Source organism: Cytobacillus sp. EB106-05-05-XG126 (genome assembly GCF_058791715.1).
The window spans coordinates 948236-963858 of the sequence record NZ_JBYTDU010000001.1; the positions used below are offsets into that span (position 1 = coordinate 948236).

17 protein-coding genes are annotated in these 15623 nt (G+C 39.5%); 10 read left to right on the top strand and 7 right to left on the bottom strand.

Annotated elements, in window-relative coordinates:
- Nucleotides 1–48 precede the first annotated feature (48 nt).
- The gene (locus AC3WTL_RS04710) at nt 49–825 is read right to left on the bottom strand and encodes a CsxC family protein (RefSeq protein WP_248347443.1); all 777 of its coding nucleotides are present in this window, start codon (nt 823–825) and stop codon (nt 49–51) included.
- A gap of 275 nt (nt 826–1100) precedes the next feature.
- On the bottom strand, nt 1101–1856 hold the full coding sequence (locus AC3WTL_RS04715) for a CsxC family protein (RefSeq protein ID WP_248347442.1): 756 nt from the start codon (nt 1854–1856) through the stop codon (nt 1101–1103).
- Nucleotides 1857–2039: 183 nt separating this feature from the next.
- On the opposite strand from AC3WTL_RS04715, the gene AC3WTL_RS04720 reads away from it, so the two are divergent.
- Nucleotides 2040–3227 carry a ParM/StbA family protein gene (locus tag AC3WTL_RS04720; protein ID WP_248347441.1) on the top strand — a complete coding sequence of 396 codons (1188 nt, stop codon included), beginning with the start codon at nt 2040–2042 and terminating at the stop codon, nt 3225–3227.
- Nucleotides 3228–3238: 11 nt separating this feature from the next.
- Complete coding sequence (locus AC3WTL_RS04725; RefSeq protein ID WP_248347440.1) at nt 3239–3610, top strand: hypothetical protein; 372 nt, start codon at nt 3239–3241, stop codon at nt 3608–3610.
- Nucleotides 3611–3705: 95 nt separating this feature from the next.
- Here AC3WTL_RS04725 and AC3WTL_RS04730 read toward each other — a convergent pair whose 3' ends face one another.
- From AC3WTL_RS04730 to trhA, 3 genes are all read right to left on the bottom strand, one after another.
- Nucleotides 3706–4161, bottom strand: coding sequence for a CotY/CotZ family spore coat protein (locus tag AC3WTL_RS04730; RefSeq protein WP_492369381.1), 456 nt, complete (start codon nt 4159–4161; stop codon nt 3706–3708).
- Nucleotides 4162–4169: 8 nt separating this feature from the next.
- Nucleotides 4170–4331 (bottom strand): hypothetical protein, encoded by a 162-nt coding sequence (locus tag AC3WTL_RS04735; RefSeq protein ID WP_248348202.1) that lies wholly within the window; start codon nt 4329–4331, stop codon nt 4170–4172.
- Between the two features lie 164 nt (nt 4332–4495).
- Nucleotides 4496–5143: a PAQR family membrane homeostasis protein TrhA gene (trhA, locus tag AC3WTL_RS04740; protein WP_035330923.1), complete on the bottom strand. Its 648-nt coding sequence runs from the start codon at nt 5141–5143 to the stop codon at nt 4496–4498.
- Between the two features lie 143 nt (nt 5144–5286).
- On the opposite strand from trhA, the gene AC3WTL_RS04745 reads away from it, so the two are divergent.
- On the top strand, nt 5287–5847 hold the full coding sequence (locus AC3WTL_RS04745) for a DUF1836 domain-containing protein (RefSeq protein WP_252222136.1): 561 nt from the start codon (nt 5287–5289) through the stop codon (nt 5845–5847).
- Nucleotides 5848–6515: 668 nt separating this feature from the next.
- On the opposite strand, the gene AC3WTL_RS04750 is transcribed toward AC3WTL_RS04745, so the two are convergent.
- Nucleotides 6516–7346, bottom strand: coding sequence for an undecaprenyl-diphosphate phosphatase (locus tag AC3WTL_RS04750; RefSeq protein ID WP_222500323.1), 831 nt, complete (start codon nt 7344–7346; stop codon nt 6516–6518).
- A gap of 338 nt (nt 7347–7684) precedes the next feature.
- On the opposite strand from AC3WTL_RS04750, the gene AC3WTL_RS04755 reads away from it, so the two are divergent.
- From AC3WTL_RS04755 to AC3WTL_RS04775, 5 genes are all read left to right on the top strand, one after another.
- Complete coding sequence (locus AC3WTL_RS04755) at nt 7685–8746, top strand: multicopper oxidase domain-containing protein (RefSeq protein WP_197245709.1); 1062 nt, start codon at nt 7685–7687, stop codon at nt 8744–8746.
- A gap of 121 nt (nt 8747–8867) precedes the next feature.
- A complete protein-coding gene (locus AC3WTL_RS04760; protein WP_492369122.1) occupies nt 8868–10220 on the top strand; it encodes a right-handed parallel beta-helix repeat-containing protein in 1353 nt (450 codons plus the stop codon).
- Complete coding sequence (locus tag AC3WTL_RS04765) at nt 10210–10683, top strand: nitrous oxide reductase accessory protein NosL (RefSeq protein WP_492369123.1); 474 nt, start codon at nt 10210–10212, stop codon at nt 10681–10683. Before AC3WTL_RS04760 ends, AC3WTL_RS04765 begins: the two co-directional genes overlap by 11 nt.
- Before the next feature lie 35 nt (nt 10684–10718).
- Entirely contained in the window at nt 10719–11672 is a 954-nt protein-coding gene (locus tag AC3WTL_RS04770) for an ABC transporter permease (RefSeq protein ID WP_492369124.1), read from the top strand.
- A gap of 1 nt (nt 11673) precedes the next feature.
- Entirely contained in the window at nt 11674–12372 is a 699-nt protein-coding gene (locus AC3WTL_RS04775) for an ABC transporter ATP-binding protein (RefSeq protein WP_492369125.1), read from the top strand.
- 18 nt (nt 12373–12390) lie between these two features.
- Here AC3WTL_RS04775 and AC3WTL_RS04780 read toward each other — a convergent pair whose 3' ends face one another.
- Nucleotides 12391–13662 carry a TolB family protein gene (locus AC3WTL_RS04780; RefSeq protein WP_492369126.1) on the bottom strand — a complete coding sequence of 424 codons (1272 nt, stop codon included), beginning with the start codon at nt 13660–13662 and terminating at the stop codon, nt 12391–12393.
- 377 nt (nt 13663–14039) lie between these two features.
- Here AC3WTL_RS04780 and AC3WTL_RS04785 point away from each other — a divergent pair, with 377 nt between their 5' ends.
- On the top strand, nt 14040–15269 hold the full coding sequence (locus AC3WTL_RS04785) for a CNNM domain-containing protein (protein WP_492369127.1): 1230 nt from the start codon (nt 14040–14042) through the stop codon (nt 15267–15269).
- Between the two features lie 180 nt (nt 15270–15449).
- Nucleotides 15450–15599 (top strand): hypothetical protein, encoded by a 150-nt coding sequence (locus AC3WTL_RS04790; protein WP_492369128.1) that lies wholly within the window; start codon nt 15450–15452, stop codon nt 15597–15599.
- Nucleotides 15600–15623: the final 24 nt, after the last annotated feature.

Sequence of the window (15623 nt, forward strand, 5' to 3'; positions counted from 1 at the left end):
CAAAACCATCCTCTCCAATCCCCTCCTTACATTAAGATTAGTATGGATTTAATCGCAAGGATCGCAGCAGTCATCATTTGTAGTAGAGGCAACTCGAACCTGCTGTTTTTGGAGTACTTTCAGGCAAATATCGATTACCATTTTTTCCTCCACTTTAGTAAAATAGCCTTCTCCTATTGGAGAGCAATGTGGCAGTGGTTTTCGATCGATGGCTTCATCCCATTCAATTATCTTGCTTGAAACTAACTCACAGAATGGCAACTCATTATAAAACTGAGAGCTCTCCTGGTGAAATTGCGAAAGATCGCTTGATTGGAATTCGTCTTTTTCTGGATGTCCTGACGGAAGAGGCTTAGAAATTAGGAAATCAAATTCGCAGCGGTGATTCGTCTCTGGCATAACTGGCTTCGTAATAAAATGCTTTATTTCTGTTATGCACTGAAATGGGATATCAGCAGTAAAGGAATGAATATCTGAAGCGACGGTCTTTTCTGTGCTTGGTTCAATTTCCATACATGGGCTTGCGTATTGAATGTTTTTCCTGACGAATCCTTTAACAAATAATTTATTTGTTGGCAACAAAAGTCTGCATTGAGTTAATTTAATAATTTTCTTTATATCTTTAATTTCCAAAACCGGTTCCGGAAAATTTATTAAAGCATCAACATTAATTTGAAGAGATAGTTCAGCCAAAACAACTGGAACTTTAGCGACAATTTTTCCAATGCAGACATGCGGATGATGGTGTGAGTGGCTTTCACAATCACAACTTTTAGTTGTTACAAGGCATTCATGGCCGTTATGTTCTTTATGTGTATCAGACATTTGGGCTCCTCCTGAAATCAAGATATTGCATCGTATGCATGACATTCGTCTATGTTTGGGCGCATGCCTAAGGGAATTATTCTTTTTAGCCTGTGGAGCAGATGGTGAAAAAAAGGGAGAAAAACCAATGTCATTTTATAATGGAGTGAATAGAATATATTTGACATATCTATATATTTTTATAATTAAAAAAAGGCAACATCAGGAATCCAGGAGAATTCCCAATATTGCCTTAACACAATCCTTGACTCGCCAAAGTACCAAGGGTTCGGTTCTTAAGGTAAAGCAGTAATTCTTACTTGCTGATTTTGTAAAATTTTTACTCTGAATTGTATGAACATTTTCTCAACAATTTCGTAGAAGGTTCCTTCTTCAAAAGGAGCATTGCCAGGAAGTGGTTTCCGGTCAATAGCTTCATCCCATTCCGTAATGTCACTTCTTAATAATTCACAAAATGGTAATTGATTGTAATGTTGAGTACTAATTTGATGGAACTGTGATAGGTCGCTGGAAAGAAGTTCATCTTTTTCCGGGAACCCCTTGCCTAACTCTTGTGCTCTAAAAAAGTCATATTCTGAACGTGTGTTAACGTTTGGTAATTGCACGTCGTCTACTAAAACATTAGTTACACACTCAAAAGGAACATCTACTGTCAATGAACGGATTTCAGAAGAGACGCATTTACCAGAAGAATTCGGACATGGAGTTGCATATTGAATATTTTTACGAACGAATCCTTTTATAAATAAGGGAATGGTCCTATCTTCAAAATTCAAATTAGTGCGTGCAGGAAGTAGAAGTCTGCATTGAACAATTTTCAGTCTCTTTTTAATATCCTTAATTTCTAATACTGGATCTGGAAATTTAATATTAGCTACAAGGTTTGTGCTAACGTTTATTTGTGCGAGTTCAACAGGTACTCTTATAATTCTTGGACCAGATGGAGTTACGATTGGTGTTGCAACTGTATTCTCGCAGTCTCCTACAGTTGCAGATTCATTTAAATTAATACAGCTTTTCTCTTTATCCATATCAATGTTTTCCTCCCTTAATTTAGGTTCAAGATATCCTATGCGTTTTTACAGTCATATGCAGTAGTGCAAACGTGGAATTTTGGACAATTTTTCATACATCAGTCTAAAAAAATTTAGAAAAGTACGGGCACAACTGGACTGGTGCCTAGCATAAGATTCAAAAGGAGGAGTGAGGGAAAAATGGATAGAAAAAATTTTCTTGCCGTTGATATAGGAAATAGCTGGTATAAGGCCTTAGCTTCTGATAGCGGAATGGTATCCGAGTACCAGCTTCCCAATGCGATTGCCCTTTTTGATGAGGAGTTTTACGAAATACCATACGAAGATGAAGATGTTATTTTTGAAGAGAACCTGATTGTTGAAGTGAAGAGTCAGGCCGTAAAGGATCGAAGAGAAATCTATTATCTTGGAAAAGGCGCCGCCAAACAGAAGGACGTCAGCTTAACAGCCTTTAACAACCAAAAGGTAGATGAAGATCGAACGTACCTCTTGTTATTTGGATTGGCAGCTTATCATGCAGCGCTTCAGCACACAGATGAACTGGATATTGACTATACCATCGATCAATTGGCAGTGTCACTGCCGACAACACAGTATAAAGAAAGAAAATCCAGATTAAAGGAGCGCCTGATTGGCACCCATACTATCATCTTTCATAAGGTACCAGGCCTGACAGAACCAAAGGAGCGTACAGTTAAGCTTCATATCCAGGATGTGATTGTTGGGGCAGAGGGGGCTTGTGCTTACCTTGGGCTTACCCGGGATCAAGATACGTTAGAGATTAAGAACGAAGATCTTGTGAAGGAAACAAAGAAAGGGATCATTATTGGGGATCTCGGAGGGGACTCTGTTGACTTTGTAGGAATCAAAAACAACAAACCGGTTGCGTCTGTCGAGGGTGAGTCCTTTGGAATTAATCAGTTTCTGGACAATATTATCCAAAAGGTCAGCAAGAATGAGTTATACCGGTTCGACTCCCGGGCAGAACTTGAAGAAAAGCTTGCAGCAGGACAGTCTGAATGGTACGTAGAACCATTTGCCGGTGTGAAAAAGGATATTAGCAAATATATTATCCCGCAGCTCAAATCAATGGCATTTAAATATTTAGAGCACTTTGACAGAGTAAGAAGCAGCTCGGGAGAGGTAAAAGGAGCAGTGCGCTACATTGCAGTTGGAGGAGCAGCTAAACTTGCACAAAAGCAGATCAGGGAAGCTTCTGTAAAGTGGTCTGAGAGAGGACGCCCGATTGAATTGACGTTTCCTGAGGATATGGAGAAGCTGAACGTTCTGGGATTAATGATTCTCGCCAAAATGAACCAAATTAAAAAAGAACAAGGAAATAGCCACGCCGTTTCCGTTAAAGGTTAGGGATGATGCATATGTCCAAAACATATACGGACCATTTCAATAAGACAGCAATAACATTGACTGATTCTTTTATTGATGTTAAAACCGGGAGCAGTATTCCGATATCTCCAAAAGTACATGAACAGATTCAATACCACGCAAAAAATCAAACTTTGAATCATTTAATTTTATCGGCTCTTCACAGTTACCTGCACTCCAGAACTGCAGCCGCAGGGAGCCATGATTTAATTTTACAGGAGATCTCAGAGCTTAAAATGCTGGTGCAGAGCGGCAGCTTTGCAATCCATTCTGCTCCTAAGCCAGAGACTTCAATATCTTACAGGGAAAAAGTTGCATTGGATTTAAATGAGGTAGAAAACGTGCTTGAAGCATTTGGGGGATAAAAAGAAAAAGGTGCACCTTTTTAGGTACACCTTTTTTGAGTACTTTTCGCATTCAAGCTGTAAAAACACCTTTGCCTCCGAAAAGGGCCATCATTTTATAAATGGACGGCCGGAAGGCATGTAATGGCGCAGAAACAGGAAAGATCAACATTGATGCAAATGCCAGTAGGAATTAAGTCTTTTACATTTTCACAATCAATTTGGCTGCAAGGTGAACAAAAGTCTTTGGATACACTCTTGAAAGGATCTTTTGAAGACTTACAATGTTTGAAAGCTAATAATTCTAAAACAGCGCATTTGCCATCAAAATCTTTGATTCTGAAAATAAAAGAAGTTATGCAGGCGAACTTTTTCTCCTTAGAATGATGAGAAAAAGTTGTTACTCCAGTTGCTTTAAACGGTTCGCAGCCTCCGCAATAAAGGATAAATGGAATTGTATTCTTCTTTGGTTTTTTGGAACTCACTAACAGCTCATCAATCGAATGGCTGCATGATGTTTTGCATTCGTCTTCTTTTTTGACCTTTTTCTGCGCTTTAAAAATGGCCTCCAGAACTTCTTCTACACAATTCTCGTGATGTTTGTGATGATGTTTTTTCTCTTCATACTCATCTTTCTTTGGCCAATGGCAATCGCATTCAAAGTCATGACTTTCGCATACGTCATAATGCTTTTCGTAATCCTTATGTTTTTTCTTGCTGCACATACCCACGATTTTCCCACTCCCCTTAAATATCGTTCACCATTAGCATACGGCTCAGCCTGTTTTTTGAATGAGAATCTTGCCTATTAAAAGGGAAAAAAGTTTATTTTTTTTGATTTTCATAAATGTATAATTAGCAGAAATCAAAAAAAAAGCAAGCCCTCATTGGCTTGCTTCATCTTTTTTAGATTACATACATAAACACACAAAGAAAATGAGCCATGCTTCCCATCATGATGAAAATATGAAAAATCTCATGAAAACCCATATGATTGAACTCAAGGAATTTTGGTTTAACAGCATAAATCACTCCGCCGATCGTATAAAGGATGCCTCCAAGCAAAAGAAGCAGAACGCCTGCTGAGCTTAATGATTCAGAAAGAGGTGAGAAAGCGAAAACGATAATCCATCCCATCGCAATATATAACGCTGTTGAAAGCCAGCGCGGGCAGTTGAACCAGATCATTTTAAATAGAATGCCTGACAAAGCAACAGCTGTGACAATTCCAAATAGAACCCAGCCGGTCACACCATTTAAGGTGATGAGGCAAAAAGGTGTATACGAACCTGCAATCAATACATAAATCATAGAATGATCAAGCTTTCTTAAAAAGGCAATGACTTTATCTTTAGCGATGACCATATGATAGGTAGCAGATGCTGAATAAAGGAGCATCAAACTGATTCCAAAAATAGCAACAGCCGTAATGGCAATTGGTGAAGATGTTGTCAGTGAGGCTTTGATTACCATGGCAAGTAAGCCAGCAAAGGATAAAATGGCACCTGCTAAATGGGTTAGTCCGTTGATGGGCTCCCGGATGTACGAATTCATTATATCTCCTCCTAATGTTCTTGTATATAGTTTTAATAACTACTTATTATAATATATACAAAACAACACATAGTCAATATTTACAATCTGTGTTTTTATAGGTAGAATTTATATAACGACAAATGAGGGGTTTGATGGATTGTATGGAATTGAAAAAGCTCATTGCGGATAACCAAATTCAATTGGAAGATATACCGCAGATTGACCTATACATGGATCAGGTAATCCAGCTATTTGAAAATACTTTTGGCAGCACGACGAGAAATGAAGAGGAAAAAGTGCTGACCAAGACAATGATAAATAACTATGCTAAAGGGAAATTGTTTTTTCCTGTGAAAAATAAAAAATACTCAAAGGAGCACCTTATATTAATTGCTTTTATCTATCAGCTAAAAGGGGCTCTGTCTATAAACGACATTAAATGCCTGCTGGATGGCGTCAACTCGAGGACGGCAGAAGGAAAGTTGGATCTGGACCATTTTTATCAGCTTTACCTTGATTTGGCGAAACTGAATGCCGATGCATTTATGAATGATCTGGAAAATCAGGCGGGCAGGGCGGCAGAACTAAATAAAGGGAAGCCAGCCCAGCTCGAAAAAGTCCTGCTGGCATCTTCACTGGTTCACATGAGCAACTTGTACCGCAAAGCAGCTGAACGCATTGTGGATGAGGTAAAGGAGACAGAGGATGAGGATGGCAAATAGAAAATTCATTAAAAAGAAAGAAAAACGAAAACCAGGACTGTTTCGAGAAATCATGTCCGAAATCCTCGATTCAATTGTTGTGGAATTCTTTCTTCGGATCATACTTTGGATACCACGGTTAATTATCAGCTTCTTTAAAAATGTGTTTTGATCTTGAGCTTATTGGATCGGACATAAATAGGGGAAATCCAGCCCAATGTGTCCGAACCTGAAGCAGCTTCGGATACAAAAAGCGAAAATCCGGGAGTAAGAGTCCGAACCTGAGGCAACTTCGGACACAAAAAGGGAAAATCCCGGGTTCAGAGTCCAAACGTGAGGCAACTTCGGACTCAAAAAGCCAAAATCAGTGAGTTTGAGTCTGAACCTGAGGCAACTTCTGACACAAAAATCAAAAATCAGGGAGCCTGAGTCCGAACCTGAGGCAACTTCTGACACAAAAATCAAAAATCAGGGAGCCTGAGTCCGAACCTGAGGCAACTTCGGACTCAAAAAGCCAAAATCAGTGAGTTAGAGTCCGAACCCGGTGCAACTTCGGACTCAAAAAGCCAAAATCCCGGAATCTGAATCCGAACCACCTTCCCATTATACAAATCCTCACCATAAACAAATCTGTAATCAGCGGAAATCAAACAAACAAAAACCCGGGCCGCCAAAGCCCGGGTTCATTTTTATAGAAATACAAAATAGATAACCCCCGCCAGTACAATCCTGTAAATGGCAAAAGGTATCAGTTTAATCTTGCCGATAATTTTCAAGAAGAAGCGGATCGAAACTAATGCAAAAATAAATGCACTGATGAATCCTGCAATAAAGAACGGAAGCGCTTCGACTGAGAAGTATTCAAGATTCTTTATTAATGAAAGAAAACTTGCACCGGCCATGATCGGCACAGCCATAATAAAAGTAAAATCAGCTGCAGCCCTGTGTGACAGGCCAAGCAGCACGCCCCCGGAAATGGTGGAACCCGAACGCGAGAATCCAGGCCATAGGGAGAAACACTGTATCAATCCAATAGATAAAGCCTGCTTATAGGTGATTTGATCAACAGATACAGTCTTCGGGTTTTTGCCTCCAAAAATATCAGCAAAAATCATTAGAAAAGCACCAATAACCAAACCAATCAGTACCGTTTCAGTTGAAAACAAATGTTCATCAATATAATCCTCAAACAAAACCCCAAGAATCCCTGCTGGAATTAACCCGACAATGACTTGAGATAGTTTCAGGCGGCTTTGTTTTTCTTCAGAGCTTTTACCCCGGCCCCCAAGACCGAGCATTTCAATGAATCGGTCTTTAAAAATGATCACAACCGCTAAAATGGAACCGAGCTGAATAACGACTTTAAAGGTATTGGCTTCATATTTGGATAAGAACTCTTTTGTATTAAGCCACATATCATCCACAATAATCATATGTCCTGTCGATGACACTGGGGCAAACTCAGTCATTCCTTCAACAAACCCCAATATAATTGCTTTTAAAATCATAATAAAATCCATAACTGTTACATTCTCCTTTTAATCTGATGCATACAACTCCATTTAATGATTATAAACCATTTGAGATAGATAGGAACACTATTTTACAAAGTAATATAGTTGTAAACTGTCTATTAATTCAGCGGAAAATGTCCTAAAAGTGATTTGCAGCACTGGTCAATACCAGGCAGAAATCCCCGTTCAAAATCTAATAGGATCTTAGTAAAAAATAGTTCGATCACTAATTCACAAACTCTTCACAGAATTCCAAAGTCTTGTGAGAAAAATCACCAATTTCAGAGCTGATTTACCATATGATAAAAGCAGATAAACCAATCGATTATAAGGAGGAAATCAAAATGAAAAAAGGAGTAAAATATCTGCTTACTTCCGCAATCGGCATAGGCTTGCTAACTGGATGCAGCCAGGGGGCAGCACCGGAAAATTCCCTTCAGCCTGAGGAAAAAGTCCTTGCAGCAGAAACAAACCAGCCAGAAGCAATCGCACCACACAAAGATTTAAATCAGGAACCTATTCCATTGAAGATTGAAAGAGTCGGGGCGAATGAAGTGAATGTCGAAATGACTTCCCAAATTACAGATATTGAAATTGACAAAGGTAAATTCTATAAAGCATGGACATTTAACGGGGAAGCACCGGGACCGGTAGTGGTTGTCAATGAAGGGGACACAATAAATTTCACCTTAAAAAACATGGATCCGGCAATACCGCACAGCATGGACTTTCACGCTGTACACGCAGCTCCTTCAAAAGACTTCTCGAACGTCCAGCCTGATGAAACGGGAACATTCAGTTACCCTGCCAATAAACCGGGTGTGTTTATGTATCACTGCGGAACTTCACCGGTTTTATCACATATCGCAAACGGAATGCACGGAACGATCATTGTAAAGCCAAAAGACGGCTATCCGACTGATAAAGAGATTGATAGAGAATATACAATTATTCAAAACGAATGGTATAAATACAACGACCTTGATGATTTTACAAATGGTGTTCCGAGTCATGTGGTTTTCTCAACAAAGGCGTTAAAAGAGGGAGACCCTAATACAAATGGAGATACGTTCACACTTAAGGATAATCCGCTTCTTGCTAAAGTAGGGGATAAAGTGAGGATCTATGTAAACAATGTGGGACCAAATGAAGTAAGCTCTTTCCATGTGGTTGGCACAGTGTTTGACGATGTATACATTGACGGCAACCCTTTTAACCATTACAAAGGTCTCCAGACGGTCATGCTCCCGGCGAGCGGCGGAGCTGTTGTGGAATTTACCGTTACGAAGGAAGGCAGCTACCCAATCGTGACGCATCAATTTAACCACGCACAAAAAGGAGCCGTCGCCATTCTGAAGGTAACTGAGACCGGTGAAGACGACGGCAAGGCTACAATGAGCCATTAAATATAAATAAAAACTCAACTTAAACTAAATTATACAAGAGAAAAAACAAAAATGGAATCCTTTTTCCGGCTGTCTTTTAAAAGATAGCCGGAACGCATACTTCCGGGCAGGTGATCGCTGAGTGTATAAAAAAATCGGATGGTTTCTATTATTTTTCAGTTTGATCCTGGCCGGAAAAGCTTCCGCTCAGGAATTCTCTGCAGCATCCTCAGAAGAGCTGGGAGAAGCCTTGACGGATCCGAATGCATCAGTCATTAAATTACAATCTGGGATATATGAAGGCAATTTTTTAATAGATAGAAAAGTCCATATTATCGGGGCTAAAGGAACAAGAATCATAGGATCTGAAAATGGCCATGTGCTGACAATTGCAGCGGACGATGTCATCATTGAAAATCTGGAAGTGGAAGGCGGCGGATCACAGAATGCCGGAATCTATGTGACAGGAGACCGTGCTTATCTTCACCATATTGCGCTGAGGAATGTTTTTCACGGCATATATGCAAGGAATTCATATGGGCACCGGTTTGAAAATAATCTCATTACCAGTTTCCAGGGTAAGGACCGGCACAAGGGCTTTGGCATCTATTTGGTCGAAGCCCCAAATACAGCGGTTAGAAATAATTACTTCTATCACACGCAGGACGGTGTTTATGTGTCCTATTCTGATTTTTGTGAAGTCACGGGGAACACCATGTCCAAAGCACGCTATGGCGTGCACACAATGGATTCCCGAAATGTATTAATTTCAGACAATAGGGTGACTGAAAGCATCAACGGGCTCATGATCATGCAAAGCTATGAAGTATTTATCCTAGATAATTATTTTTATAAGAACACAGAAAATGAGGGTGCCGGGATTTTTATGTATGACACATTTGATTCCAAAATTGCTTCTAATATTGTGAGGGGCAATTACAGGGGAATGATTCTTGAAAACGCGCAGCGGAACAGACTTGAATTTAATCAGGTTCAGGAGAATGATACCGGCCTGGAAATGGGGAAGAATTCAAATGATAACACCATTTATTTAAATAACTTCTCGGGGAATACAAGGCAAATCATTTCCGAAAAAGATAACAGGAATCTATTCAGTAAGGATACTTATGGCAACTATTTTGATGATCATCATTTATTGAATTTGGATCATGACCATAAAGTGGACTTTGCCTATAAAAGCGGTGATGTTTTTTATCAAATGGCAGATAAAGAACCTTTACTGCAGATCTTTTATCAAAGTCCGGCCGTAGAATTGTGGAATATGATTGAACAATATACTCCGATTCCTTCAGATGCTTTTATCATAGATGAGTCACCGCTTACTGAAGCTGCGCCTGTAAAACAGAAAGAACTCAAATCAGAAAAAAGGAATGTCTCTCCAAGCCGTGATTCTTCTTTAATCCTGTTCTTTTTCCTTATCGCTTTAACAAGTTTGCTTATCTTGAATTATGGGAGGAAGCACAATGAAACATAGACCTGTTCTCCTAATGGCTGTTCTCGCAATATTGCTGAGTGCCTGTTCTTCAGCAACATCAGAACCGGCTGAAATTACACTGAATCAGGATAACTGTGCTAACTGTAACATGGGAATCGCTGATTTGGAATCAGCTGCACAGCTCATTTTAAAAAGCGGTGGGCCTGTATTGTTCGATGATATTGGGTGTATGACACAATATTTACAGACAGAGAAGCCTGAATATGAGGCAGCCTTTGTACATGATTATCTCAGCAGGGAATGGATATTGTTTGATGCTGCTGCATTTATACAGAACAGCGATATTGATAGCCCCATGAGCTATGGAGTAGCAGCTTTTGAATCATTGAAAAAAGCCGAGGAATACCGAAAGAAGCACGGTGGAACTGTGTACTCCAAAGACGAGCTTCTGGAAGCTGATATGAAGAGCTTTAAAGGAGACGGAAAGAAGCACAGTCATTAACGAGATAAATACCTTCAGTACGAGGAGGAATCAATATGAATACCCGCCTTTTGTATTCTATGACAAAACATGAACTTCAGCTGCTTTTAAGAAGCAAATGGCTTTTTAATTTTATGATTTTATTTTTCTTTCTGGCCGTTCTCCTTTATTTGTATGGCCTTCAGTCTGTAAAATCCGATCCCGCTGAAGTAACGTATGGGCTGGAGGGTGTTCATGACAATATTGAGACAATGGGTGTGAACCCTGAATATTACGGCCTTAAAGAAATAAAGGCGGAAGAGGGCAATGCAGCCGGTTTCAGCCAGTCTGCCTACAACCGTTCGATTGCCATGCTGATCAATCTATCTCTTTGGATGATTCCGGTCATCTGCATGATTCTTGGCGGGAGTTCCATTATTGCCGATAAAGAAAATGGGAGATTATCCTTATACAGAACTTATCGGGCATCTTCAGGATATTATCTGATCAGTAAATTCCTGGCTTTAGTCCTCTCGTTATTCTTTGTAGCAGGTATTTCGTATGGGTTATTCGGCTTGATTTTCTCTTTGGCTGGAAGCTCTTTTGCAGCCCATATTTATCAGGTTTTTCTGCTGGTGAATATGCTTTTAATCCTTGTATTTTCAGCGGCATCCTTACTGATTGGAGCCCTTTCCAAAACAAGGATGCAGGGACTGTCAGCTGCCATTATATTCTGGATTCTTATGGTGTTTGTATACGAATTTATCATCTTTTCTGTCATCGGGTGGGTTCCATATGCATTCAAGCAAAACAGCCTGTTCTTGTTTATTCTTATGAACCCGGTTGAATCCGTCCGCGTTTGGTCGATCTCTAAACTGAATTCTGAATATGTATTTGGACCTGAATACCTCATAATCGAAAAGTGGGGGACAAATGGGTCTTTAGCAATTGCCCTTACAGTATCCATCTCACTCATAATTCTAATCACCATCCTATCTTCAGCCCGGCTTTTAACGAAAAGAGGTGTATAAAATGATAGTGGAATTGAAGGAGTTATCCAAAGCATATAAAAAGAAGACAGCATTAGCACCGCTGAATCTCCACATTGATCAGGGGGAATGTATCGTATTGTGCGGGGGGAATGGAGCGGGAAAAAGTACGATGATAAAAATGCTTACAGGTGTTGAAAGTCCCACTACTGGAAGTGTTTTTTTCCATTCGAAACAGCGGAAGCCATTTGCTTACATGCCTGACCAAATGATGTTCCCAGCAGAGCTTACACCCTATGAAATCCTTGATTATTATGCTCGATTCTTAAACAAAGACAAGGAAGCGATCAAATTAGTTTTAGAAAAAACAGGCTTATGGAGCGAACGGAACCAGAAAGCTGGAGGATTTTCAAAAGGGATGATTCAGCGGCTTAATCTGGCTCAGTGTCTGCTCGCCGATACGGACATCTATATCCTTGATGAACCGACAGACGGATTGGATCCCTATTGGGTTATTCAGCTTAAAAAGATAATAATGGAGTTGAAAGAGAAGAATAAAACGATCATTATCAGCAGCCACATTATGAGGGACGCCATAGAAATCGCCGACAAACTTATTATCTTATTTAACGGGAAAATAAAATTTCATGGAACGCTTGATCAAGCTTACAAAGAATATAAATGTACCTCCTTAGAGGAGGTATTCCTTACTATACACAAAATAGAACACCAAACGGACTGAAACAAAGAGCGATTCCATTTAGGAACCGCTTTTTTGACCACTGTTTTCATAAAATGAATATTGTTCAACATCCTTTGCCCATACCTTCGCATTTTTCCCACTAAGCTCAGCAACCCATATGTCTCCTTTTTGCCCGGCAAGCTTTTTTCTGACCCAAGTTAATTTGCCGGCCGTCTTTATATAAAGAGGGTTATAATCGCCAATTGAATTTTTGGGATAAGTGATTCTCGTCTGCTGGGCCTTGTTGAGCTGAATCAGACATAGTGTTGGTTCGGGCCGTCTTTGCGGATCGTTTGACCATTCACTTTCATCCACGCGTGAAGCTACGAGCCTTTCATTATCCACCCAAGTAAAGCCCATTTCCGCAAATTTAGCAGGGGTAAGGTTCAAGGTTTTAAAAGCTGGCAATTCAGCCACCTTCAATTTTTTGTTTTTGAAGCCCATGACAATTCTGCCCCCGCCCGCAATGTAGCCCAATAAATTCCTTCCCGGCGCCCACTTAGGAACGTCCAGATGAAGGATCATCTCATCAAGAACTTCAAAATTCTTCCCATCAGAAGAAATGACACAAACCATATCACTGTCCATGGCCAGTGATGCAGTTGGACTTACTATGAAAGAAATCCATTTACCGTCTGGTGAGAATTCCAATGTGGTAGCGTTTATAGACATAATGGATGCCTTGCCGTTGCCTATTTCCTTAGGTATAGTAAAGATCGGTTTCACATGCTGAGTTAAATTCATATCCCCAAGTCGTTCCGGCAGCGGAATTTTATATAGAATGGGGCTGGTCCAGCCGTCTGGCTTTAAGTCGGCGCTTGAAGATAAAATAAATCCTTTTCCGTCAGGATACCAATTATAATCATCTACTCCTAAAGCGATATTATAGAATTGATTCATATCCGATATGTTTAAGACTCCGTTGCTGGTGAAAGCTATCCTGTAATCGGAAGGTGCCCATTTGGCATTCCCGCCTCCTTGAAAAATCCTTTTATGCTTCTTTGACTTTACATTGTATACCCATATCTCTGTGCTGTTTTCCATATCAGGCGAATGTGGTTCCTGCCAATTTTTTTCATATAGGAGCCATTGGCCATCATAAGACCACTTTGGCGTATTTGTGAATTTTCCAGGTTCAGCAGTAATCTGTTCTTCAGCCGCTCCGGTCTTGATCCACAAATAGCCATTTCGTATAAAAGCTGCCTGCAAATGGTTTTCTGCCGTATCTCCCCATGCATCTGACGGGATAATAAGCAGGAAGCAGCAAAGCAGCAAAATCAGCTTGCGCATATCCTTCTCATCTTCCTTCAAGTTACTTAATCATGCTTATTATGGACAAAGAGAGTTATTTTATCGCAGTCTAACGGGCAGTAAGACCCCAACTTCAAGACTTAGTTGAATCAAAGAAGGATAAGTGGGGGTCAACTGCCCGTAAGGCCCGATTGGTTCAACTAACAATCAGCGGGGGATAAAGCCCCCACTGATTGAAGTTTCACTTTATTGAAAGCAAATGAAAAGAGCAGATTGAATAAATGCTTTAAATTTTCGATATGATTTCAATTACTTTATAATGATGGTTTAGCAGACAAAATTGCCCAGCTCCGTTTTTTCGGATGTCAATGGGGTAAAAACAATTAAAAATGGATTAATATTGGAGGAAATCAACTTTGTTCATTGCTATTTTGTTTTTTATGTTCATGTCCTTTTTCCTGTCGGGAAGTGAGACTGCCTTAACTGCTGTTAACAAAATGAAATTAAAATCCAGAGCAGATAATAATGATAAGAAAGCACAAAGAATTTTGGATGTGGTGTCAAAGCCTGATGAGATGATTACATCCATATTGATTGGCAATAATATTGCTAATATTATGCTGCCTACACTGGTTACCATAATTGCGCTTGATTATGATTTCAATGTAGGGGTGGCAACGGGAATTCTGACTGTAGCATTAATTTTATTTGCGGAAGTTCTGCCAAAGTCCATCGCAGCAAGCTTTGCCGACAAAATTGCTTATCTTGTATTTCCGGTCATTCGAATTCTTATGCTGATTTTAAAGCCGGTCACTTTTCTAATATCCAGATTCACGAGGGTAATTATTAAATTTCTTTCTAAAAATAATGTGGATTCAGTATCAGTATCTAAGGAAGAACTCATTACCATGGTTGATATAGCTACAAGCGAAGGAACCTTCCATGAAGAAGAAACACAGCGAATTAAAGGGATCATTGATTTTTATAATTTAGATGTCAGCGATGCGCTAAAAACGCCGCGAATGGAGATTGAGGGAATTCCATATGAAGCAACGATAGAAGAAGCAAAGAATATAGTGTTGGATAATCGTTTTACAAGGTATCCGGTGTATAAAGATAATATGGATAATATTGTTGGGGTTTTCCATGCTAAGGTATTGCTCTCCTGGTCCAATCAGCCTGAGAAGTCCCTAAAGGATTTCACTGATTTAGAGCCTTTATTTGTATATGAATTTCATAGCATTGACAAGGTATTCAAAATGATGATGAAAGAAAGGAAGCACCTTGCCATTGTTCTTGATGAATACGGCGGGACTAAAGGCATCATCACACATGAGGATATTCTTGAAGCGATGCTTGGCCAGGAAATTGAAGATGAAACGGATGAAAATGCGGAAGTGCTGATCGACGAATTAACGGAAAACCACATTATTGTTCACGGCAAACTGGCAATCCGCAGAATCAATGAAGTCTTTAAAACAAAAATCCCCGAAGAGGAAGACATCCTTGCAGGATTTTTACTAAAAGAACTGGGTCATTTTCCTGAAGAAGGGGAAACATTCGAATACCATCATCTGCATTTTGAAATAAAATCAATTGTAGACAACAGAATTAAGCTTGTCGAAATTAAGAAAAAAACACCTTGATATATATGAGCATTATTTCCGCGTGGGAATAATGCTTTTTTATTATCAATAAATAAACCAGGGTATATTCGGGAACAATAGGTACAGGAAAATAAATAAATAATTTTTATTTTTCTGAAAAAATAGGTCCTTTTTAGTATATAATATAATAAAAACAATAAAATTAGAGGTGACCTTAGCATGGAAAACAAACCATTTCATTATGATGGAAGCGTACAAATGAACTACGAAACAGACGGTGAAGTAACTTCAAGCATTCCTTTTGAACTAACAGATGAAATGAGAAAAAACATCGGAACCAACCCGTATTCACCTAAAGAACAAGGATAACTAAGGACCCGATTAGGGTCTTTT